The organism is Peristeroidobacter soli, assembly GCF_004138485.1.
GTDB classification, from domain to species: domain Bacteria; phylum Pseudomonadota; class Gammaproteobacteria; order Steroidobacterales; family Steroidobacteraceae; genus Steroidobacter; species Steroidobacter soli.
The window spans coordinates 85,349-106,343 of record NZ_RYEV01000010.1 but is presented as its reverse complement, the minus strand read 5'-3'; the positions used below and the strand labels follow the sequence as shown (position 1 = coordinate 106,343).

Here is a 20,995-nt window from a genome sequence, read left to right as displayed (position 1 = left end):
GCGCGTACCTCAGACCGCCGTCGGCTGACTGAGCCTGGTGGAGATTTCCGCAGCGGCGCGCCGGATCGCTACGATCGTATCCTTGATAGACAGCGCCTTCGGCGTTTCGATGTAAGGGCAGGTGAGCGCGGCGGCCACTTCATCGCCCGACATGACGGGCGCCGACAGATCGACGATGTGACGAGTGACGTCACTGTCCGCGCGCACGTGTTTTTTGGTACGAGCGGAGGCCGCGCGTTCCTCGAACGCCTTCCACGCCTTGCCGCTCACGGACCGTGCGAGGCGGGCGCGCCATTCCGCACGAATGGTTTGAGGTTGAAACGCATAGAGCACCAGCCCGGAGGCGGATGCCACCAGGGGGCGGCGGTTGCCGACCCGCACGGAATAGCCTTCGTTGCCCGGCGCTTCGATGCGCGCGATGACCACCATCTGCTCTTCGCTGGCGACCGCGAGATGGCAGGATTGCCCGATCGCACGGGTCAGCTTTCTCATTTCCGGTAGCGCCTGCTCGAGAAGGTTCCTGGCGGGTGCTCGCGCCAGTGCGAGAGCAAACAACTTGTTGGTCAGCTCCAGCCCTTCGCCGTCATCGGCCGGAGCGATATAGCCTCGGCGTATCAGCGCCTCGACCATCCGGAACAGCTCGCCCAGCGAGCGACCGAGCTCCGTGGCCATTTGTGACATCGTCAGAGGCGTGCTGCGCGCGGCGAGCAGCTCGAGGATGTCCAGGCCCTTCTCGAGGGCAGGCGCGCTGTACTTACGTTGTTTGTTTTGAGGGGTATTCATGCTTCTCATTGTAGATGATTGACTGCCACCGGTTACCGCAACGCTCGATGCGGCATGCAGGGCGGGTCGAATCCAAGTCTCGATCGGGCGGCCGTACTGGATTTCAGTAATGAAGTGGCTTGTATTCCTGAAAACATGTATCGTCGCGCGCCAGGTCACATTTCGAAAGATTTCGAGCGCGCGCGGAAAATATCACCCAATAAATTGTACGAGTATTGACGCGCTCCGCGGCGCGGTGTAATTAGGCTCCAGACCACACCCGATAACAGGGTGGGACTTCGCAAGGGGGAACGGATCGATGCAGTCCGCCAGCAGGAATGGCGTATTACACGCCGATATTTTGGTAGCGCTAGCAGGTCCGACGCCGATTCTGGCGCAGGAATCTTCCTCGGCATCCGGCAATACCAGCCAACTTGAGGAAGTGATTGGTAACGGTATCATAGAATCGCTACAGCGCAACCTGGACATGAAGCGTGAGGCGACTGGCGTCGTCGACGTGATTTCCTCCGAGGACATCGGCAAATTCCCGGACTCGAACGTCGCCGCGTCTTTACAACGCGTGCCCGGCGTTTCGATCCAGCGTTCCGGCACCCGCGGCGAGCCGGAAGGCATCACGGTTCGCGGCTTCGGCGGCGACTTCAACGAAACGCTGTACGACGGGCGACGCATCTCGACGGCTTCAGGCAACCGCGCGGTCGACTTCAGCACGGTCGGTGCCGACTTCGTCGGTGCGCTGGCGGTGATGAAGACGCACGCTCTTCGATGAGGCACAGCAGTCGAGCGCGACGTTGCGACGGTTGCAACGAGCGTTGGGAAGTCCGTACACCGTCAGCCGCCACGCACTGCGCGAGCTGGATGACGCCGATGTGCTGCGTCTGTTTCGTAGCGGTCGTCTGCAGCTCGCCTACACCGACACTGGCGCATTTGCGCAATCGCAAGCTCGCTGGATCCTGAAACAAGCCCGGCAGGGGATTTTCTTGCAGGACGTTGGGGGACTCATGAAGTGGATGACGGCGATCGTTGGCACGCTGGCGATGAATGTTTGTTGGGCGCAGGCGGCCGAGAGCTTCCGGCCAGCGAGCACGAATGTCTGGGATGCTCAGTACCCGCGCGTCGACGACGCCGGGCGGGTCCAGGTGCGCGTGAAGGCGCCGGAAGCCAGCAAGGTCAAATTGAATTTCTGGAGCGGCCCGAAAGTGGACATGCAGAAGCAGCCCGATGGCTTCTGGATGGTGACCACCGAGCCGCTGGTCCCGGGATTGCACTACTACACCGTCGTTATCGATGGCGCCGACGTCGCCGATCCAGGCAGTCATGCCTTCTTCGGCGGCTCTCGACATGCGAGCGCAGTGGAAATTCCAGAGCCCGGCTCGACGTACTATTCCATCCAGGACGTTCCCCACGGCCAGGTGCGCGAGGTGTGGTACGCCTCCAAGGTCACCGGAACGTGGCGGCATGCGCTGGTGTATCTGCCGCCGGGTTACGACTCACAAACGAAAACGCGCCATCCCGTCCTGTATCTGCAGCACGGCGGCGGCGAGGATGAAACCGGTTGGGTCCGGCAGGGGCACGCGAACTTCATCCTGGACAACCTGATCGCCGCGCGCCGGGCCGAGCCCATGATCGTCGTCATGGCGTACGGCTACGCGCGACGTGCGGGTGAATCGCCACCCGACATGAGCGCCGTTGCATTTGGCTCGCCCGCGATGCTCAAGGCGATGCAGGACATGGCGTCCACGTTCGAAGATGACGTCACTCAAGCGCTGATCCCGTTCATCGACCGGACGTTTCGAACGCTCACCGACCGGGACAACCGCGCCATGGCCGGCCTGTCGATGGGCGGCATGCAGACGTTTCACATCACGCTCAAACATCTGGACCTGTTCTCTCACATCGGCGGCTTCAGCGGCGCCGGCGGTTTGCTGACGGCGGGCGGCGGCAAGTTCGATCCCGCCACCGACTACAACGGCGTATTTGCCGACGCCGGCGCTTTTAGAAACAAAGTGCATGTGCTCTGGCTCGGCGTCGGCACGGCGGAATCGGAGCGATTTCGCATCGGCATTCGCGGCTTGCACGAAAGCTTGAATGCCGCGGGTATCGAGCACGTTTACGTCGAGTCGCAGGGCACGGATCACGAGTGGCAGACCTGGCGGCGGGCCTTGAACGATTTCGCGCCCCGCCTGTTCAAGAGTCGTAAAGCCAGGACCTGACGAGAGCGATGACCATGGTCCCCCAGAAATGCAGATGTTGCGGGGTGCGTGAGTGAAAGGGAATGCGATGAGCGTGCGCTTGCTTTCGGCTTCGTTGATGAGTCTGGCACTGGCGATGAACGCAGTGGCGTCGAGTGCGGGCGAGGGCGCGCTGCGTGCGCATGCTGACGCGAAGGCCAAAGCCCTGGTCGAGCAGCTGACGCTGGATGAGAAGGTCGGGCAATTGCTCAACACCGCGCCGGCGATTCCGCGTCTGAAGATTCCCGCCTACAACTGGTGGACCGAGTCTTTGCACGGTGCGCTGGGGCCGGTGCCCACCACGAATTTTCCGGAGCCGATCGGTCTGGCGGCTTCGTTCGATGAATCCCTGGTGCAAGAGGTCGCCGCCGCGATCAGCGTGGAGGTGCGAGCGCTGCATGCGTTGGGACGCAAGACCGGCAAGCTCGGCCGCATCGGCACCGGCCTCGACACGTGGTCGCCCAATATCAATATCTTCCGCGACCCGCGCTGGGGACGTGGACAGGAAACATACGGTGAGGATCCCTATCTCACGGCGCGCCTGGGCGTCGCGTATGTGCGCGGCATGCAGGGCCCCGATCCCGAGCGCCCCGATGTGATCGCTTCACCCAAGCATTTCGCGGTCCATAGCGGTCCCGAGTCGACGCGTCACGAAGCGAATGTGTTCGTCAGCCCGCACGATCTCGAAGATACCTATCTGCCTGCGTTTCGCGCGGCGATCGTCGAGGGCAAGGCGGGCTCGATCATGTGCGCGTACAACCGCGTCAACGGCGAGCCGGCCTGCGTCAGCAATCTGTTGTTACAAGATCGCCTGCGTGGCGCATGGCAGTTCGACGGCTACGTCGTCTCGGACTGCGACGCCGTGAAGGACATCAGCGATAATCACAAGTTCGCACCCGATGCAGCTGCGGGTGTAGCGGCGGCGCTCAAGGCAGGGGTCGATAACGAGTGCAGCAATGCCACGTTGTTCGACATCGATGGCCTCGGCGCCCGCTACAACCAGGCCTACGAGCGTGGCCTGGTCAGCATGCACGATATCGATCAGGCGCTGATTCGATTGTTTTCCGCTCGTTATCGCAACGGCGATCTGCCGGGACTCGAGGGACGACGGCGGATCGATATTCCGCCCACGCCTGTCACCACGCCCGAGCGCGATGCGCTTGCATTGAAGAGCGCGGAGAAGAGCTTGGTGCTGCTGAAGAACGACGGTGTCCTGCCGTTGCGAGGCACCGAGCGCATCGCGGTCATCGGTCCGCACGCCGATGCGACGCGGGTACTGCGTGGAAACTATTCATCGGCGCTTTCGAGTCCACCGGTCTCGCTGGTCGAGGGGTTGCGGCGTGCCTTGCCGAAGGCCACGGTCACGCACGTTCCGTGGGGGCCATCGATCACCGATGGGGACTCGATTCCGACGTCGGCTCTGCGTGCCCCTCGCGGTGAGCTGGGATTGCTGGCCGAGTACTACGATGTCGCGGAGCAGATGCCGACGCGTTACGCGAACCATGCGGACTTCGCCGAGCACGCAAGGAAGATCAAGTTCAAGAGTAAGCCGACGCTATCTCGCGTCGAGCCGGGCATCGCCATGCGCGGGAATGAGCATGCGCAGGTGTCGGAGTACTACCGCGTGGTGTGGACCGGCTTCGTCGTGCCACCCGAGAGCGGCACCTATCGCATCAGTCTCGGCGGCCCCAATGCGGAGTTGATGTTCGATGGGAAGGTGCTCGCGCGTCATCAAAACCAGCCCTGGGGGACGCGCTCGGCGATGACGGAGCTCGCGTTGGTGAAGGGGCGGCGTTATCCGATTCGCGTGAGCGCCGATGCACTGTTGCTGGCGGGCGTCGACGTGTTGTGGAAGCGGATCTCCACGCAACCCGAACCGGACCTGCGTGCCGCGGCCGCGCAAGCGGACGTGATCGTCGCTGCCGTCGGCCTGAATTCCAATCTGGAAGGCGAGGAGATGAAGGTCGAGCTGGAGGGATTCTCCGGCGGCGACAAAACATCCCTCGACCTGCTCGCCGATCAACGCCGGCTCCTCGAACAGGCGCAGGCGCTCGGCAAGCCGCTGATCGTCGTGCTCATGAACGGCAGCACGCTCGACCTGTCGTGGCCCAAGGCGCATGCATCGGCCCTCCTCGAAGCCTGGTACCCGGGACAGGCAGGCGGCCTGGCCATCGGCAACGTCATTTCCGGCAAGACCAATCCAGCGGGGCGATTGCCGTTGACGTTCTATCGCAGCGTCGCCGATCTGCCGCCCTTCGATGACTACTCGATGAAAGGCCGCACCTACCGCTACTTCGCCGGCACGCCGGTTTACCCGTTCGGCTACGGCTTGAGCTACTCGACGTTCGAGTATGGCGCGGTGAATGTCCAAGCTCTTGATGGGGCACCCGAGCGTGGGGTTCGCGTGACCACGACGGTGCGAAACGCGAGCAGCCGAGCGGGCGAGGAAGTGGCACAGCTCTATCTGGATCCGCCGGACTTCGAAGGCGCGCCACGAATCGCATTACGGGGCGTGCAGCGTTTCGCGCTCCAGCCCGGCGAGCAGCGAACCATCACCTTCGAGCTGACACCCCGCGACCTGAGCTTCGTCAATCGGGATGGGGTGCGGCAGGTATTCGCAGGCCAGCACCGCGTGAGCATCGGGTCCGGCCAACCGGACTCGGGAGTGGCCGTGCAATCGCAGTCCTTCACGACCACGCAAACCGTACCGCTGCCCTTCTAAGTGCTGAAGTAGAGGTTGTAATGAATCTGAAGTCCGCGCTCCGGGCATTTCTGATCGGCGTATCGGCGTCCGCAAGTATGGCGCATGCGCAGACGGTCCCGCTGACGATCGAGACCGACCGGCCCGGCGCGAAGATCGATCGCCAGATCTTCGGTCAGTTCGCAGAGCATCTGGGTCGGGGCGTTTATGAGGGCGTCTGGGTCGGTCCCGATTCATCCATTCCAAACACACGCGGTATTCGCAACGACGTGGTCGCCGCCCTCAGGGAGTTGCGCGTGCCCAACGTGCGCTGGCCTGGGGGATGCTTCGCGGATGAATATCACTGGCGCAATGGCATCGGTCCATTGGCGGAGCGTCCCGCCACGCTCAACCCGAACTGGGGCGGCGTGATCGAGCCGAACAGCTTTGGAACGCACGAGTTCCTCGACTTCGTACAGCAGATCGGCGCCGAAGCATACATCTCGGTCAATGTCGGCTCGGGCACGCCACAGGAGGCGGCGGACTGGTTCGAGTACATGACGACGGCTCAACCGACGGCGTTGGCGAAGCAACGCGCGGCGAACGGACATCCGCAACCGTACGGCATCTCGTTCATGGGCATCGGTAACGAGAGCTGGGGATGCGGCGGCTCGATGACGCCGGAGGAGTATGCGGCTCAGCTTCGCATCTATGCCCGCTACACGCGCAATTACAACGCCGAGCATCCGACGCGGAAAATCGCCGTTGGACCGGACGGCGCGAATACCGGCTACACCGAAGCGGTGATGAAAGCCTGGAAGGAGCGCAACTGGAGCTGGGACATCGACGGACTGTCGCTGCACTACTACACGGTCGGCGCGGGCTGGCCGCCGAAATTCGCTGCGACGGGCTTCGGCGTCCAGGAGTACGCAACACTCATCGACTACACGCTGCGCATGAACGATCTGCTGCGTACCCATGGCGCGATCATGGATAAGTACGATCCGGAGAAAAAGATCGCGCTGGTCGTGGATGAGTGGGGCGCCTGGCTCGCACCGACGCCGGGCAGCAAGGAAGGCTTCCTCGAGCAGCAGAACAGCGTGCGTGACGCCATCATCGCCGCGCTCAATATCAATATCTTTGCGCGCCACGCCGAGCGCGTGCGCATGGCCAACGTCGCGCAGATGGTCAACGTGCTACAGGCCATGATCCTGACCGATCGGGACAAGCTGGTGCTGACCCCGAGCTATCACGTCTTTCGCATGTACGTGCCATTTCAGGATGCGACGTTGCTACCGGTGAAGTTCGATGCCGGCACGTACGCGAATGGCAGCATCAAGTTGCCGCGGATCGATGCAATCGCCGCGCGGGGCAAGGATGACAAGACCTGGCTGGCCATCACGAACATCGATCCCACCGGCCCCGCGCAGCTGGAATTGACGACGCGCGCGAGGCGCGCTGCGGGACAGATTCTATCCGCTCCGACGGTCGACAGCGTGAATACGTTCGAAGCGCCGGCGACCGTAGCGCCCAAGTCGTTCGAAGCGAAGTCGAGCGGCAACCGGATCTCGTTGAAATTACCGCCGCACTCGGTGGCCGTCATCGAGCTCGAGCCCTAGCGCTCGAGCGTGACTCGCGATCCATGATGAAAACCGATAACACAAACCCGCAAGGGGGAACCATGACGACATACTTTTGCAAGGACCGCCGTACTGCCAAGACGAAAATCACATCGACGCGCGCTCAGGCGCTGGCGGCGTGTGGGCTGCTGATTCCAATCGCCGCCGTGCAGGCGCAAACGACGCCGGCGCAAGCCGAGCAGGGCGTCGGGCTCGAAGAAATTCTGGTCACGGGCACTCGCATCATGTCGAGCGGATACAACGCGCCGACACCGACGTCGGTCATCAGCGCCGAGCAGCTCACCGCGAATGCGCAGCCCAACATTTTCACCACGGTCGCACAACTGCCTTCGCTGCAGGGGTCCACCGGCACGCAGACCAACACGTTCAGCACCTCGAGCGGGCAGCAGGGCCTGAGCTCGTTCTCGCTGCGCGGCTTGGGGCCGATCCGCACGCTGACGCTGCTCGATGGGCAGCGCGTCGTCGGGGCGAACGTGACCGGCGTCCCCGATGTGAGTCTGTTTCCGCAGTTGCTGGTCGAGCGCGTCGACGTCGTCAATGGCGGCGCATCGTCTTCATATGGGTCGGACGCGGTGGGTGGCGTGGTCAACTTCGTCACCAACACGCGCTTCGAGGGGCTGAAGGGCAACGTGCAGGGTGCGGTCACCAACTACGACGACGATGAAACTATCGTCGCCCAGGTAGCCGCCGGCAGCAGTTTTCTCGACGGCCGTCTGCACGTGGTGGGTAGCGTCGAGTATCACGATGAAAAGGGCGTGGGTCCCGGTCCGTACGGCATCGGCCTCGCGGGCGGCCGCGACTGGTTCACGCAGCGCACGCTCGTCAATCGCAACGTGCTGAACGACGGCTCGCCCCAGTACACCGTCATCGACTACGCGCAGCCCTACAACTACACCAAGTACGGTCTGATCACGGCGGGGCCGCTGCAGGGTTGGGCCTTCGACGAAGCCGGCAATCCGTTCCAATTCCAGTATGGCTCGAACGGCGTGCCCGATCGTAATGCCGCCGGCACCGTCAGCGGCTGTCTGCCGGGCTTCTGTGTCGGCGGCGATGTGTCGGGCAATGTCGACTCCGGCCGCACGCTGCAGTCTTCACTGGAGCGTATCAACGGCTACGGCCGGATCGGCTTCGACTTTGGCGACGACGATGAAATCTATCTCACGACGAATCTGGCCCAGGTTCAGACTCACAATCAGCCGATCAACGGCATGAACCGGCCGAATCTCACCATCCAGTGCAGCAATCCCTACCTGCCCGCATCGATCCAGGCGATGTGCGCGGCGCCCAACGGCAACCCCGCCAACGCCATCACCAGCTTCCAGTACGGCACCAGCAACGCCATCCTGCCGAGCACCCAGGTGTACACCGACCGCCGTCAATATCGTTTCGTGTTGGGCGCCTTGGGTAGTCTGAAGGTGCTGGGCGACGACTGGCACTACAACGGCTACTACGAACACGGGGTCAACTTCAGCGACGTCGATGTGAAGAGCATCATGCTGTCGCGTCGTTTCAATCAGGCGATCAACGCGACCCTGTTGAACGGCTCCATCGTGTGCGCCGATGCGACGGCACGAGCGAACGGTTGTGTTCCCATCAACATCTTCGGTGGCATGCGGCCCTCGGCCGAAGCGCTCAACTACATCATGCCCGCGAAGGGGCCTTATCAGCGCACGCGCCAGAACCAGGAAGTGGCCAGCCTCAACTTCTCCGGCACGCCGGTCGAGCTGTGGGCCGGGCCGCTCGCGCTCGCATTCGGCGGCGAGTATCGAAAGGAGGAGTATCGGGTGCGCGCCGATGCATATGGCAACGGCATCAATACGCAAGCCGGCATCGAGGGGACGCCTTTTGGCGGCGCGTATCCCGCCGATCCAGTGCTGCTGGATACGGGTAACAACTGGTATGCGGGCAACTACAAGAACGGCGAGGGCGATTACAGCGTCAAGGAAGCGTATCTGGAGTTCGACCTGCCGCTGTTCGATGCGACGAGCGCCGGGCGCGCCAACTTGAATGCCGCCTACCGCGTCACCGACTACAGCACCTCGGGGACGATCGACGTTTGGAAGGTCGGCGGCACCTGGGATACTCCCATCGACGGCTTGCGACTGCGCGCCACCACCTCGCGCGATGCGCGGGCGCCGAATCTTTCCGAATTGTTCGCAGCGCCGGTCACGACGACGCTGCCGAATTTCCTGGATCCGTTCCGTAACATCAACGTGCTGGCGATCCAGAATCAGGTCGGCAATCCCGCGCTCACGCCGGAGCTCGCGCGCAACACCTCGTTCGGCTTCGTGTATTCCGAACCGGCCTGGCTGCCGAACTTCAGCGTCTCGGTCGACTATTACAAGATCAAGATCGACGACGTGATCTCGAGCCTCGGCGCCAACGACATCGTCAACTTCTGTTTCCGGGGCGTGCTGCCGCAGACCTGCAATTCGTTCAACCTGAACAACCCGAACGGACCGAACTTCATCAACGTGCAGTCGTTCAATTTCGCGTCGATCGAGACCTCGGGCTTCGACATCGAAGCGAGCTATCGCTGGCCGCAGCTGTTCGGTCTGCCCGGTACGTTGACGGTGCGCGGCCTCGCGACGCACATTCGCGAATACCTCACCGACAACGGCTTGGGAACCGCTGCGATCGATACCGCCGGGGTCAACATCGACACCAAGGCCGATTGGAAGGTGCTGGCCATCCAGAGCTACGACACCGACCGGTTCTCGTTCCAGATTCAGGAGCGCTGGGTCAGCGATGGCGTGCTGGGCCACCAGTACCTCGAGTGCCGGCCGGGCACCTGTCCGGTCTCCACCGTGGATCGGCCGACCATCGACAACAATCACGTCGATGGCGCGCTGTATCTGGACATTGGCGGTTCCTATCAGGTGCTGCCGGGCACGACCGCCTATTTCAAAGTCGACAACGTGCTCGATGAGGATCCCGCCAAAGTGACGATCTTCAGCAACCCGGCGCTCTACGACGCGCTGGGCCGTGTATATCGGCTCGGCGTGCGTTTCGATCTTTGATGCGAGCTACGGAAGGCGACCCGACGACTCGGGTCGCCTTCCGGTGCGCATTCGATGCAATCGCAGGAAATCATGAAACCACCGCTTCGTCATCTTCTCGCCGCCGGTGTGGCCGGGCTACTGCAGTCCGCGTCGGCCTTCGCGACCAATCCTCTGATCATGGATCAGTTCACGGCGGACCCGACGGCGCGCGTGTTCCAGGGCAAGGTCTATGTTTATCCCTCGCACGACATCAAGGCGCCGCCCGGATACAAAGGCAAACCGAACTGGTTCGTCATGGAGGACTACCACGTATTCTCTTCGGAGAATCTGACGGACTGGCAGGATCACGGCGTGATCTTGAAGCAGACGGACGTGCCATGGGTCGATACGAGCGCCTATGCAATGTGGGCACCGGACAGCGTCTTCAAAGACGGCAAGTACTATTTCTATTTTCCCGCGATCGCAAAGACCGGCGGCTTTCGAATCGGCGTGGCGGTGGCGGATCAGCCCTACGGGCCCTTCAAGCCCATGCCGACGCCTATCGAAGGCGTGCAGGGAATCGATCCGGCCGTGCTGATCGACAAGGATGGCCAGGCTTATCTGTATTACTCCCTGGACCGGATCTTCGTCGCCAGACTGAAGCCGGACATGCTGCAGATCGAGGGTGAGCCGGTGGTGTTCGACAATCTGCCCAAGAAGGGACTGCAGGAGGGGCCGTTCGTGTTCGAGCGCAATGGCATCTACTATCTCACCTATCCGCATGTCGCGAACAAGACCGAGCGGCTGGAATACGCAACGAGCACCTCGCCCATGGGACCGTTCACGGCGGCGGGCGTCATTCTCGATGAGGCGGAGAGTGGCTGCTGGACGGTTCATCATTCCATCCTCGAGTACCAGGGGCAGTGGTATCTGTTCTATCACGACAAGGATCTGTCGCCAGCTTTCGACAAGAATCGCGCGATCCGGGCCGACCGGTTGTTTTTCGACGCCGACGGCACGATTCGAAGAGTCATTCCGACGCTGCGAGGGGTGGGACGGGTCGCGGCCAAGAGCGAGATCCAGATCGACCGCTACAGCGCCACGAGCGGCACGGACGTCGCGGTGTCGTTCCTGGACGAAACCAATCCGCACGCCGGCTGGAAGACCCGCTTCGGTGCCGCGCAATCGTGGGTGCGATTCAACGAAGTCGACTTTGGACGAGGCGCTCAAAACGCGATCGAGGTGCGCGCGAAGGCGCTCGGCGGGGGCACTCTCGAGATCCGGCTGGATCGAGCAGACGGGCCGGTGATCGGTCGCATCGACGTCGGAGCAGGAACCGATTGGGTCATCGCGCGTGCGGCGGCACATCGAGTTCCCGCCGGGGTCCACGATCTTTTCGTCGCTCAGGCGGGCGTCGAAACCGTCGAGGTGGATTGGGTCAGGTTCCGCTGAGCAAAGCGCTGTCGGGAGATGACATGATAATGCTGGTGAGCTTCATCGTGCCCGGTTCGGTCGAGCAGGCGGTGAACGATCGCAACGGGCCCGGTACTATTGCGAGCAAATAACTCGCTGGCCGCCCCTCATGATCTCACGTCGCACCCTGCTGCACTCCTCACTGAGCGCCACTGCATTGGCGGCGATGCGACCGCTAAGCGCCGCGCCGCCGAAGCGCAAGTTCAAGCTGAAGTTCGCCCCGCACCTCGGCCAGTTCGTGGGTCATGCGGGTGAGGACATCGTCGACCAGCTGACCTTCCTGGCGGGCGAGGGCTTCACGGTCCTCGAAGACAACGAGATGATGCAGCGTTCGGTGAGCACGCAGGAAACGATTGCGCGCACGCTGCGGGAGCTCGGCATGTCGCTCGGCGTGTTCGTCGTTGCCGTGGGCGGCAACCAGAACCGGTTGTTCACGACCGGGCACGAGGACAATCCCCGGAAATTTGCTCGAGCCTGCCAGGACGCGGTTGCGGTCGCAAAGCGTGTGAACGCGCGGTGGATGACCGTCGTCCCGGGCGTGTTCGATCGGACATTGCCGATCGGCCTGCAGACCGCGAACGCGATCGACGTGCTGCGCGCGGGCGCCGAGGTGTTCGAGCGCGAGAATCTGGTGATGGTCATCGAGCCCTTGGCCGACTCGCCCGATCTGTTCCTGCGCACCGCCGATCAAGCCTACGAGCTATGCCGTGCCGTCAACAGCCCGGCCTGCAAGATCCTGTTCGACATGTACCATTTGCAGCAGAATCAGGGATCCATCATGACCAGCATCGATCAGGTCTGGAGCGAGATCGGTTACTTCCAGATCGGCGACGTGCCGGGCCGGCTGTGGCCGGGCACCGGCGAGATGAACTATCGCAACATCCTCGAGCACATCTTCGCCAGGATGCGGCGGACGGGGCGCGATTTCATCTTCGGCATGGAGCACGGGCCGTGGAAGCCGGACAAGGCGGCCGAGCGCGCTTGCATCGAGTCGTACGCAGCCATCGAAGTCGGTTGGTGATCGGTCCCCTCACATATCAGGACGGCTCGCGCGCCATCGCGGCCGATGCACGCCGAGGCCGCATCTTCCACACTCTCCATCCCAACAGCCCCAGTACGATGGCGAGATAAATCAGCGGCTCGGTCACATCCGCCTTCACCTGCCAGTAGTAGTGCCACACCGCGAGCAAACAGATCGCATAGATCAGCCGGTGCAGGGATTTCCAGCGTTTGCCGAGCCGGCGCATCATCTTGTTGGTCGAGGTCACCGCGAGCGGCACCAGTAACAACAATGCAGTGAAGCCGATGGTGATGAACGGACGCTCACCGATGTCTTTCAGGATGCCCGACCAATAGAACCCCTGATCGAGGATCAGCCAGGTGAGAAAGTGCATGAGCACGTAGAAGAACGCATACAAGCCGAGCATGCGTCGTAACTGTACGATCCAGGGCGCGCCGAACCAATCTCTGAGGGGCGTCACGGCGAGGGTGATGACCAGAAAGCGCAGGCCCCATTGACCGAACGTGTCCTGAATCTTCTCGACCGGATTTGCCCCGAGCGACGCGCCGCCGATCCCGAACGCGCCGAGCAGCAGCGACAGCAGGGGCAGCGCGCACACCACGAAGAGCGCGGGCTTGATGAAGCGGCGGATGGCAACCGTGGAAGGCGTCAACGCGTTAGGCCTGTTGGCACTCATTCGATGGGCCGCGATGTTCTCAAGCTGTTAGTAGTACTTCTTCAGGTCCATGCCCTGATACAACGACGCGACTTCCTGCTCGTAGCCGTTGAACATCAGCGTCGGCACGCGCGAGCCGAACAGGCCGGCGCCGATCTTGCGCTCGCGTGCCTGACTCCAGCGCGGGTGATCGACCTTGGGATTGACGTTGGCATAGAAGCCGTACTCGTGTGGCGCCGAGATATTCCAGGTGGTCGGTGGCTGCCGCTCGGTGAAGCGGATTTCGACGATGGACTTGATGCCCTTGAAGCCGTACTTCCACGGCGTGATCAGACGCAACGGCGCACCGTTCTGATTGGGCAGGGTCTTGCCATAGAGACCGACGGCGAGCAGGGCCAGCGGATGCATCGCCTCATCGATGCGCAGGCCTTCGACATACGGCCAGTCGAGCGAGGCCATGCGTTGTCCCGGCATCTCCTCGGGCCGAAGCACCGTCTTGAAGGCGACGTACTTGGCTTTCGAGGTGGGCTTGAACTGCTTAAGCACATCGGCGAGCGGCACGCCCGCCCACGGAATCACCATCGACCATGCTTCCACGCAACGCAGGCGATAGATGCGCTCCTCGATGGTGTGCGGTTTGAGAATGTCCTCGAGCGCGAACGTGCCGGTGTTCTCAGCTTCGCCTTTTACAGCAACCGTCCACGGGGAGGGCTTGAAACGGCTGGAGTTCTCGGACGGATCGCTCTTGTCCAGGCCGAACTCGTAGAAGTTGTTGTAGGTGGTGATGTCCTGATAGCTGTTGGGCGGATCGCTCAGGCTGTACCTGGCGTTGCGCTGGACTTTCAGATCCGAGACCGCGCCGGCCTCGCTCATCCAACCAGCGCCGATGCCGGCCACGCCCGCCATCAACGCCGCCTGCAACAGCTTGCGGCGACCCAGGTACACCGACTCCGAGGTGATTTCGGAGGGGCGGATAGCGGCACTGTCGCCGGGACGGGAACGTCGGATCAGCATGAACTCCTCCGCAAAACTTGAACGGTGCCACCCTCAGGCACAGGGACGTGCCCGCCGGCGCAGGCGGCGGGGGCCGGGGAAAAGTCACGCCTTTTCTCCAGGCGCCACAGCGCGAGTGGCAGGATGCCCGAGTCGCTGTATTCAATCAGACTCGTAACACCAGACCGGAGTTTCGCGCTGGGCATTACATCGGATTGCTCCACAATTCGCCCGAATTGCGTCGGCGATTTGCCCGCCCGCCCCGTCAGGCTGCCCGCAGTGTAAGCACTGAGGCAACCCCATGGGAGGGCGCGAGTCATGAGAATCGTGGAGTCTGGGTCGGTCACGTTCAAGGCGGTGTTGATCGGGGTGATCGTGTTGTTGCTGCTGATGCCGCTGGAGATGCTCCGCAGCGTGGTCACCGAGCGGGCTGGATTGCGCGAGCAGGCGTATCAGCGGGTGGCCGAAGGGTGGGGCGGTGAGCTGACCGTCGGCGGACCGATGCTGATCGTGCCCACCGAGCGCAAAGCCATCATCGACAACGTCGAGCGCACCGTACGCCGCGACGTGTATCTGATGCCCGCGAAGCTCGACGGCGCCGTGCAGGTGAAGCTCGATCCGCAGCCGCGCTATGTCGGGATATACGCAGTGCCGGTGTACCTGTCGACGCTGCGCCTGCAGGGCGATTTCGATTTTGTGAGCCTGCGTCCGCAGCTCGAGCAAACGGGCGTGACCTACCTGTGGTCGCAGAGCCGGCTGCGTCTGCCAATCTCGTCGGTGCGCAGCCTGCGTGAGATCCAGCATGCGACGTTCGCGGGTCAGCCGGTGAAGCTCGGCCCCGCGACACCCGGCGTCCACATGGGCATCGAGGCTCGCGTGGATTTGAGTCAGCTGCAACAGTCGCCAACCGCTGCCTTCGACTTCGGCACCGTGGTCGCGGGCAGCCGCGCGGTGTCGCTGCTGCCGCTCGGTGGCACGACCACGGTGAGCATGAGCTCCGACTGGCCACATCCCTCGTTTCAGGGCGCGTTCCTGCCGTCCGAGCGAACGATCACGGCAAATGGCTTCAGTGCGCGCTGGCAGGTGCTCGAACTGAATCGATCCTACGGGCAGGTGTGGCAGGAAGGCGAGGTGACGGACGATGCGCTCCGGCAGTCGTCGTTCGGTGTCAGCTTGTTTCAACCGGTGGATATCTATCAACGTGGTGAGCGCGCCGTGAAATACGCGGTGCTGTTCATCGCGCTCACGTTTCTGACGTTCTTCGCCTGGGAGCAGGTGACCCGCAATCGACTGCATCCGTTGCAGTATCTGCTGGTCGGTCTGGCGCTCAGCATGTTTTATCTGCTGCTGATCGCGCTCTCCGAGCACATTTCTTTCGCACTCGCCTATGTCACCGCAGCTGCTGCGCTGGTGCTATTGATCGGCCTGTATCTGGCCGGCGCACTTCGTAGCGCCTGGCGAGGCGTGGTCGCCGGCGCAGCGATGAGCCTGGTGTACGGACTGCTGTATATGCTCGTGCTGTCCGAGGACTACAGTCTCCTGCTCGGCTCGATCATTCTGTTCGCGGCGCTGGCCGCAGTGATGCTGGCCACGCGCCGCGTCGACTGGTATCGCCTCAGACCGGAGGAGCCGTCTCAAACTGAGGAGTCGTATCAGTGATCTCGTACCAGCACGCTTTGTTACCGACATAGATGTGCACCGCCGGCTGGAGACCTGGATCGGTGTCCAGCGCTCCAGCCGGCACGACCACCGCGTTACGCTCTTTGGAGACACGGGGTACGGCGGCCCCGCATTTCGTGCACCAGGAGACGCCAAAGAATCTCGCCTCGGGCACGCGGTAATCGCCGATGGCCGCATCCTGCCGGGTGAAACGGAAATCCTCCAGCTTGTAGAACAGATTCGAGGCGTGCGCGGCGCTTCGGGCCCGACGGCACCGGGAGCAGTGACAGTTCGCGCTTCGTAGCGCCTTCCCGGTGATCTCATAGGTGATGCTGTTGCACAGGCAGCTGCCGAGCACGGCGCCCTCGCGCGGCTCGACCACTGGCCGCTCGACGCCGCCCACACCGAACTCCGGCGGAAACTCCTCGTGCTGAGGCAGGTCGTCGGTGATGGCATACCAGGGCGCCTTGGAGCCCACGAACACGTGGAGCTGCGGTCGAATTCCCGGATCGCCCTCGAGATTGCCGGCGGGTATCAGCGCCAGATCCATTTGCTCGAGCAAAGTTGGCGTGACCGAGCCGCAGTGCTTGCAGTGGTCGCGTCGGCCTTTTTCCGAGGACACATAACTGACGATCTGGTCCTCGCCGCTCAACCACTTGAAGCTCATCAGCGGCGCCCCGACAAAGGTGGCGAAGGCGGCGCCATGGTGTTTGCGGCACATGGAGCAATGACAATGCAGCATCATGTTGAAAGGGCCGCCCACCTGATAAGTGACCGCCCCGCATAGACAACTTCCGTGCAGCTGTGGCGCGGACTGGCTCGGTGACATGCTCGTCGCTCCCGTGAGATTTGTGCCGATCATCATGCCGGTCGACCACGATAGCAAATCGTTCGTGACCCGCTCCAGCGCGCACTGAACGTCATCGGGGATTCACACGATTTGAGACCGACTGTCGTTTTCGGAAAAACCTTTGTGGTAAAAGGGCCGCTGTGACCGATACCGTAACCGCAACGCCTTCGGACCGACGCAGCCTGCGAGAGCAGGTGGAGGACCTGTTGCCCACCTGGCGCAGCTGGTATCCGAGTCTGTTCGATGCGGCCGCCGACTTGGGTTTGATCCGCGCGCGCGTCTGCTCGCCATCGTCGCTCATGCTGTCGAACCGTCACGCGGCCGTGCAGAGCGAAGCGATGCAGATGTTCAAGGAGAAATGGTCGGTGGAGGACGAGCCGGATGAGCCGACGCTGCCGATTCGTTTGCAGCGGCATCCGACGCCGCGCAAGCCATTCAAGAAAAAGCCCAAGCCGAGCTACTAACTATTAGTTTCATGCCCCCCTTCGGGGGCAGGTGAGAGGGGCGTTACGGACTAGCCCGCGAACTTGCTGAAGTCCGGCGGACGCCGCTCAGCAAACGCACGCAACGCTTCCGCCGTTTCCGGCGACGACAGTCGGGCACCAAAGATCTCACTTTCTTTCGCCATGACCGCGGCAATCGCCGCGCCATCGCGCATCAACTGTTTGGTCGCCTGCAACGCGCCCATCGGCTTGCTCGCCAATTTCTTCGCAGCCGCGAGTGCCGCGCCTCGCACTTCGCTCGCAGGCAACGCCGCGTTCGCAAGCCCGATCGATGCCGCCGTACGACCGTCGACCGGCTCACCCAAAGCAAACATCGCATACGCACGCGCATAACCGATACGCGCAGGTAACAACACACTCGACGCCGCCTCCGGCACGAGCGCGAGATTGACGAACGGCGTCGACAGCTTCGCATCGTCGGCGACGAACACCAAATCACAATGCAGCAGCATCGTGACACCGATGCCGACCGCCAGGCCCGTCACCGCGGCGACGAGCGGCTTGCGCGCATGAGCGAGCGCATCCAGAAACCGAACCGTCGTCATGGCGTTCCGATCGAGCGTGCCAGCCGCGACCGCGGCGAAGTCGGCAAGATCGTTGCCGGCGGTGAATGAATCACCTTCGGCTTCGAGCAGCACGACCCGAACCGAGGCATCGGTCTCGGCCCGGGTCAGTGCCTGAGCGAGCGACGTGTACATCGCCTGCGTCAACGCGTTCTTCTTGTCCGCTCGGGCGAGCGTGATTCGAAGGACGCCATCGTCGAGGGCAATGCGCACGTGCTCGGTCATGATCGTTCCTCGATCGGTTTAAGCAGCCTTGCTCGAAGACGCCAGCTGACGCAGCACATAGTGCAGGATGCCGCCGTGCTGGAAGTACTCGCGCTCCTTCGGCGTGTCGATACGCACACGCACTTCGAACTTGATCGGCGCGCCGGAAGCCGGGGTGGCGACCACGGTCACCATCTTCGCGGCACCGCCGTTCAGGCCGATGATCTCGAAGCTTTCCTTGCCGGTGAGGCCGAGCGACTGCGCGTTCTGACCGTCCTTGAACATCAGCGGCAGCACGCCCATGCCGATCAGGTTGGAGCGATGGATACGCTCGAAGCTCTCGGCGATGACGGCCTTCACGCCCAGGAGCATGGTGCCCTTGGCAGCCCAGTCACGCGAGGAGCCCGTGCCGTATTCCTTGCCCGCCAGGATCACCAGCGGCGTGCCTTCCTGCTTGTAGCGCATGGCGGCGTCGTAAATGCTCATCTGCTCGCCGCTCGGCACGTGCACGGTCACACCGCCTTCGGTGCCCGGCGCGAGGAGGTTGCGCAGACGAATGTTTGCAAACGTACCGCGCATCATCACTTCATGATTGCCACGACGCGCGCCGTAGGAGTTGAAGTCCTTCGGCTGCACGCCCTGCGCCACGAGATACTTCGCAGCCGGGCTGGTCTTGGAAATATCGCCGGCGGGGGAGATGTGGTCGGTCGTCACGGAGTCGCCGAGAATCGCGAGCGCACGGGCGGCACGCACGTCGGCCACCGCGCCCGGCTTCATCGTCATGCCGACGAAGTACGGCGGATTCTTCACGTAGGTCGACTTCTCGTCCCATGCGTAGATCTTGCCGCTCGGCAGGCGGATCGCGTTCCAGTTCTCATCGCCCGCGAACACGCTCGCGTAGCCCTTCTTGAACATCGCCGCGTCCACCGACTTCGCGATGAACTCGTGCACCTCGGCCGGCGTCGGCCAGATGTCCCTCAGATAGACCGGCTTGCCATCGCTGCCCGTGCCCAACGGCTCGGTGGTCAGGTCGATGGTCATGGAGCCGGCGAGCGCGTACGCAACCACCAGCGGCGGGGAGGCGAGGAAGTTCATCTTCACTTCCGGATGCACGCGACCTTCGAAGTTACGGTTGCCGGACAGCACGGAGGCGGCGATCACATCGCCGGCCTTCACCGCATCGCTGATCTCCTGGCGCAGCGGGCCGGAGTTACCGATACAGGTCGTGCAGCCGTAGCCCACGGTGTAGAAGCCCAGCGCGTCGAGATCGTCGCTCAGGCCGGCCTTGTTGAGGTAATCAGTGACCACGCGCGAGCCGGGCGCCAGCGACGTCTTCACCCAGGGCTTCGAGGTGAGGCCACGCTTGCGAGCGTTGCGGGCGAGCAGGCCCGCGGCGATCAGCACGGCCGGGTTCGAGGTGTTCGTGCAGCTCGTGATCGCGGCGATCAGCACCGCGCCATCGGCCACTTCGAACGACTTGCCACCCATCGACGCGGCAGCGGTGCCCTTGGCGCTCGGGTTCTTCGCCGTGCGCTCTTCGGCCATCTTCTTGTGAGCCGCCTGATAGGTCTGCTTCGCGGTCCGCAGCGGCACGCGATCCTGCGGACGCTTGGGACCGGCGAGCGAAGGCTCGACCGTGCCGAGATCCAGTTCGAGCACGTCGGTGTAATCGGCCTGCGGGTCGCCATTGTTACGCCACATGCCCTGGTGCTGGGCGTATGCCTTCACCATCGCGATGTGCTCGGGCGAACGGCCGGTGAGCTCGAGATATTTCAATGTTTCTTCGTCGACCGGGAAGATGCCGCAGGTGCTGCCGAATTCCGGTGCCATGTTGGCGATGGTGGAACGATCGGCGAGCGGCAGGTTGGCGAGACCGTCGCCGAAGAACTCAACGAACTTGTCGACCACGCCCTTCTTGCGCAGCATCTCGGTGATGGTGAGCACGAGGTCGGTCGCGGTGGTGCCGGCCGGCAGCGTGCCGGTGAGCTTGAAGCCGATGACGTGCGGAATGAGCATGGTGACCGGCTGACCGAGCATGGCCGCTTCGGCCTCGATGCCGCCGACGCCCCAGCCCAGCACGCCCAGGCCGTTGACCATGGTGGTGTGCGAGTCGGTGCCGACCAGCGTGTCCGGATAAGCCCAGCGCACGCCGTCCTTCTCGTTGTCGAAGATCACGCGAGCGAGGTGTTCGACGTTCACCTGGTGCACGATGCCGGTGTTCGGCGGCACCACTTTGAAATTCTGGAACGCGGTCTGACCCCAGCGCAGGAACGCGTAGCGCTCGGTGTTGCGGCTGAAGTCGATGCGATTGTTCTCGGCCATGGCCTGCGCCGAGCCGTAAGCGTCGACCTGCACGGAGTGGTCGATGACCAGCTCCGCGGGCGACAGCGGATTGATCTCATCCGGATTGCCGCCGAGCTTGATCATGGCCTCGCGCATGGCGGCCAGATCCACGATCGCGGGCACGCCGGTGAAATCCTGCATGATCACGCGGCTGGGCGTGAAAGAAATCTCGTAGGAAGGCGCGGCCTTCGGATCCCATTTGATCAATGCTTCGACGTCATCGCGCGTCACGTTGACGCCGTCTTCGAATCGCAGCAGATTCTCCAACAGGATTTTGAGCGAATAGGGCAGGCGGGCGACGTTGCGGTCTTTCAGGGCTGCGAGGCTGGCGATTTCAAAATTCTGATTGCCGCAAGCGAGCGTGGTGCGCGCCTTAAACGAGTCTTTCATGCGTCCTCCGCGAGGATAGGGAGTGGCGC

The 20,995-nt window shown here is 62.8% G+C and carries 14 protein-coding genes and 1 pseudogene; 9 read left to right on the top strand and 6 right to left on the bottom strand.

The window, feature by feature from the left end; genetic code table 11:
* Window positions 1–9: 9 nt before the first annotated feature.
* The gene (locus EKO19_RS35110) at window positions 10–783 is read right to left on the bottom strand and encodes an IclR family transcriptional regulator (RefSeq protein ID WP_217705803.1); all 774 of its coding nucleotides are present in this window, start codon (window positions 781–783) and stop codon (window positions 10–12) included.
* 298 nt (window positions 784–1,081) lie between these two features.
* Here EKO19_RS35110 and EKO19_RS35105 point away from each other — a divergent pair.
* The 7 genes and pseudogenes from EKO19_RS35105 to EKO19_RS35075 form a co-directional block, all read left to right on the top strand.
* A pseudogene (locus EKO19_RS35105) lies at window positions 1,082–1,534 on the top strand (TonB-dependent receptor plug domain-containing protein); the annotation flags it as partial.
* 37 nt (window positions 1,535–1,571) lie between these two features.
* Window positions 1,572–2,993 carry an alpha/beta hydrolase-fold protein gene (locus EKO19_RS35100; protein ID WP_217705802.1) on the top strand — a complete coding sequence of 474 codons (1,422 nt, stop codon included), beginning with the start codon at window positions 1,572–1,574 and terminating at the stop codon, window positions 2,991–2,993.
* A gap of 67 nt (window positions 2,994–3,060) precedes the next feature.
* The gene (locus EKO19_RS35095) at window positions 3,061–5,733 is read left to right on the top strand and encodes a glycoside hydrolase family 3 C-terminal domain-containing protein (protein ID WP_129782093.1); all 2,673 of its coding nucleotides are present in this window, start codon (window positions 3,061–3,063) and stop codon (window positions 5,731–5,733) included.
* Window positions 5,734–5,753: 20 nt separating this feature from the next.
* Window positions 5,754–7,310, top strand: coding sequence for an alpha-N-arabinofuranosidase (locus EKO19_RS35090; RefSeq protein WP_129782092.1), 1,557 nt, complete (start codon window positions 5,754–5,756; stop codon window positions 7,308–7,310).
* Window positions 7,311–7,372: 62 nt separating this feature from the next.
* Window positions 7,373–10,351, top strand: a complete 2,979-nt coding sequence (locus EKO19_RS35085; protein ID WP_129782091.1) for a TonB-dependent receptor plug domain-containing protein — start codon at window positions 7,373–7,375, stop codon at window positions 10,349–10,351.
* A 72-nt stretch (window positions 10,352–10,423) separates the two neighbouring features.
* Window positions 10,424–11,764, top strand: a complete 1,341-nt coding sequence (locus EKO19_RS35080) for a family 43 glycosylhydrolase (protein ID WP_129782090.1) — start codon at window positions 10,424–10,426, stop codon at window positions 11,762–11,764.
* A 130-nt stretch (window positions 11,765–11,894) separates the two neighbouring features.
* Window positions 11,895–12,806 (top strand): hydroxypyruvate isomerase family protein, encoded by a 912-nt coding sequence (locus tag EKO19_RS35075; RefSeq protein ID WP_217705801.1) that lies wholly within the window; start codon window positions 11,895–11,897, stop codon window positions 12,804–12,806.
* Window positions 12,807–12,822: 16 nt separating this feature from the next.
* On the opposite strand, the gene EKO19_RS35070 is transcribed toward EKO19_RS35075, so the two are convergent.
* Window positions 12,823–13,482 carry a protein-methionine-sulfoxide reductase heme-binding subunit MsrQ gene (locus tag EKO19_RS35070; protein ID WP_129782089.1) on the bottom strand — a complete coding sequence of 220 codons (660 nt, stop codon included), beginning with the start codon at window positions 13,480–13,482 and terminating at the stop codon, window positions 12,823–12,825.
* Window positions 13,483–13,509: 27 nt separating this feature from the next.
* The gene (gene msrP, locus EKO19_RS35065; protein WP_129782088.1) at window positions 13,510–14,475 is read right to left on the bottom strand and encodes a protein-methionine-sulfoxide reductase catalytic subunit MsrP; all 966 of its coding nucleotides are present in this window, start codon (window positions 14,473–14,475) and stop codon (window positions 13,510–13,512) included.
* A 297-nt stretch (window positions 14,476–14,772) separates the two neighbouring features.
* Between msrP and creD the strand changes: the two genes are divergently transcribed.
* Window positions 14,773–16,113, top strand: a complete 1,341-nt coding sequence (creD, locus tag EKO19_RS35060; RefSeq protein WP_129782087.1) for a cell envelope integrity protein CreD — start codon at window positions 14,773–14,775, stop codon at window positions 16,111–16,113.
* On the opposite strand, the gene EKO19_RS35055 is transcribed toward creD, so the two are convergent.
* Window positions 16,070–16,942, bottom strand: coding sequence for a GFA family protein (locus EKO19_RS35055; protein WP_456107279.1), 873 nt, complete (start codon window positions 16,940–16,942; stop codon window positions 16,070–16,072). The two genes, creD and EKO19_RS35055, sit on opposite strands and share 44 nt — an antisense overlap.
* A 161-nt stretch (window positions 16,943–17,103) precedes the next feature.
* Here EKO19_RS35055 and EKO19_RS35050 point away from each other — a divergent pair, with 161 nt between their 5' ends.
* On the top strand, window positions 17,104–17,427 hold the full coding sequence (locus EKO19_RS35050; RefSeq protein WP_129782085.1) for a hypothetical protein: 324 nt from the start codon (window positions 17,104–17,106) through the stop codon (window positions 17,425–17,427).
* A gap of 50 nt (window positions 17,428–17,477) precedes the next feature.
* Here EKO19_RS35050 and EKO19_RS35045 read toward each other — a convergent pair whose 3' ends face one another.
* Complete coding sequence (locus tag EKO19_RS35045) at window positions 17,478–18,254, bottom strand: enoyl-CoA hydratase-related protein (protein ID WP_129782084.1); 777 nt, start codon at window positions 18,252–18,254, stop codon at window positions 17,478–17,480.
* A gap of 18 nt (window positions 18,255–18,272) precedes the next feature.
* A complete protein-coding gene (acnA, locus tag EKO19_RS35040; RefSeq protein ID WP_129782083.1) occupies window positions 18,273–20,966 on the bottom strand; it encodes an aconitate hydratase AcnA in 2,694 nt (897 codons plus the stop codon).
* Window positions 20,967–20,995 lie beyond the last annotated feature (29 nt).

Coding starts and splice junctions, on each gene's coding strand:
- EKO19_RS35110 (WP_217705803.1), bottom strand. CDS start 783: ATGAATACCCCTCAAAACAAACAACGTAAGTACAGCGCGCCTGCCCTC.
- EKO19_RS35095 (WP_129782093.1), top strand. CDS start 3,061: ATGAGCGTGCGCTTGCTTTCGGCTTCGTTGATGAGTCTGGCACTGGCG.
- EKO19_RS35090 (WP_129782092.1), top strand. CDS start 5,754: ATGAATCTGAAGTCCGCGCTCCGGGCATTTCTGATCGGCGTATCGGCG.
- EKO19_RS35085 (WP_129782091.1), top strand. CDS start 7,373: ATGACGACATACTTTTGCAAGGACCGCCGTACTGCCAAGACGAAAATC.
- EKO19_RS35080 (WP_129782090.1), top strand. CDS start 10,424: ATGAAACCACCGCTTCGTCATCTTCTCGCCGCCGGTGTGGCCGGGCTA.
- EKO19_RS35075 (WP_217705801.1), top strand. CDS start 11,895: ATGATCTCACGTCGCACCCTGCTGCACTCCTCACTGAGCGCCACTGCA.
- EKO19_RS35070 (WP_129782089.1), bottom strand. CDS start 13,482: ATGAGTGCCAACAGGCCTAACGCGTTGACGCCTTCCACGGTTGCCATC.
- msrP (WP_129782088.1), bottom strand. CDS start 14,475: ATGCTGATCCGACGTTCCCGTCCCGGCGACAGTGCCGCTATCCGCCCC.
- creD (WP_129782087.1), top strand. CDS start 14,773: ATGAGAATCGTGGAGTCTGGGTCGGTCACGTTCAAGGCGGTGTTGATC.
- EKO19_RS35055 (WP_456107279.1), bottom strand. CDS start 16,942: ATGTCACCGAGCCAGTCCGCGCCACAGCTGCACGGAAGTTGTCTATGC.
- EKO19_RS35045 (WP_129782084.1), bottom strand. CDS start 18,254: ATGACCGAGCACGTGCGCATTGCCCTCGACGATGGCGTCCTTCGAATC.
- acnA (WP_129782083.1), bottom strand. CDS start 20,966: ATGAAAGACTCGTTTAAGGCGCGCACCACGCTCGCTTGCGGCAATCAG.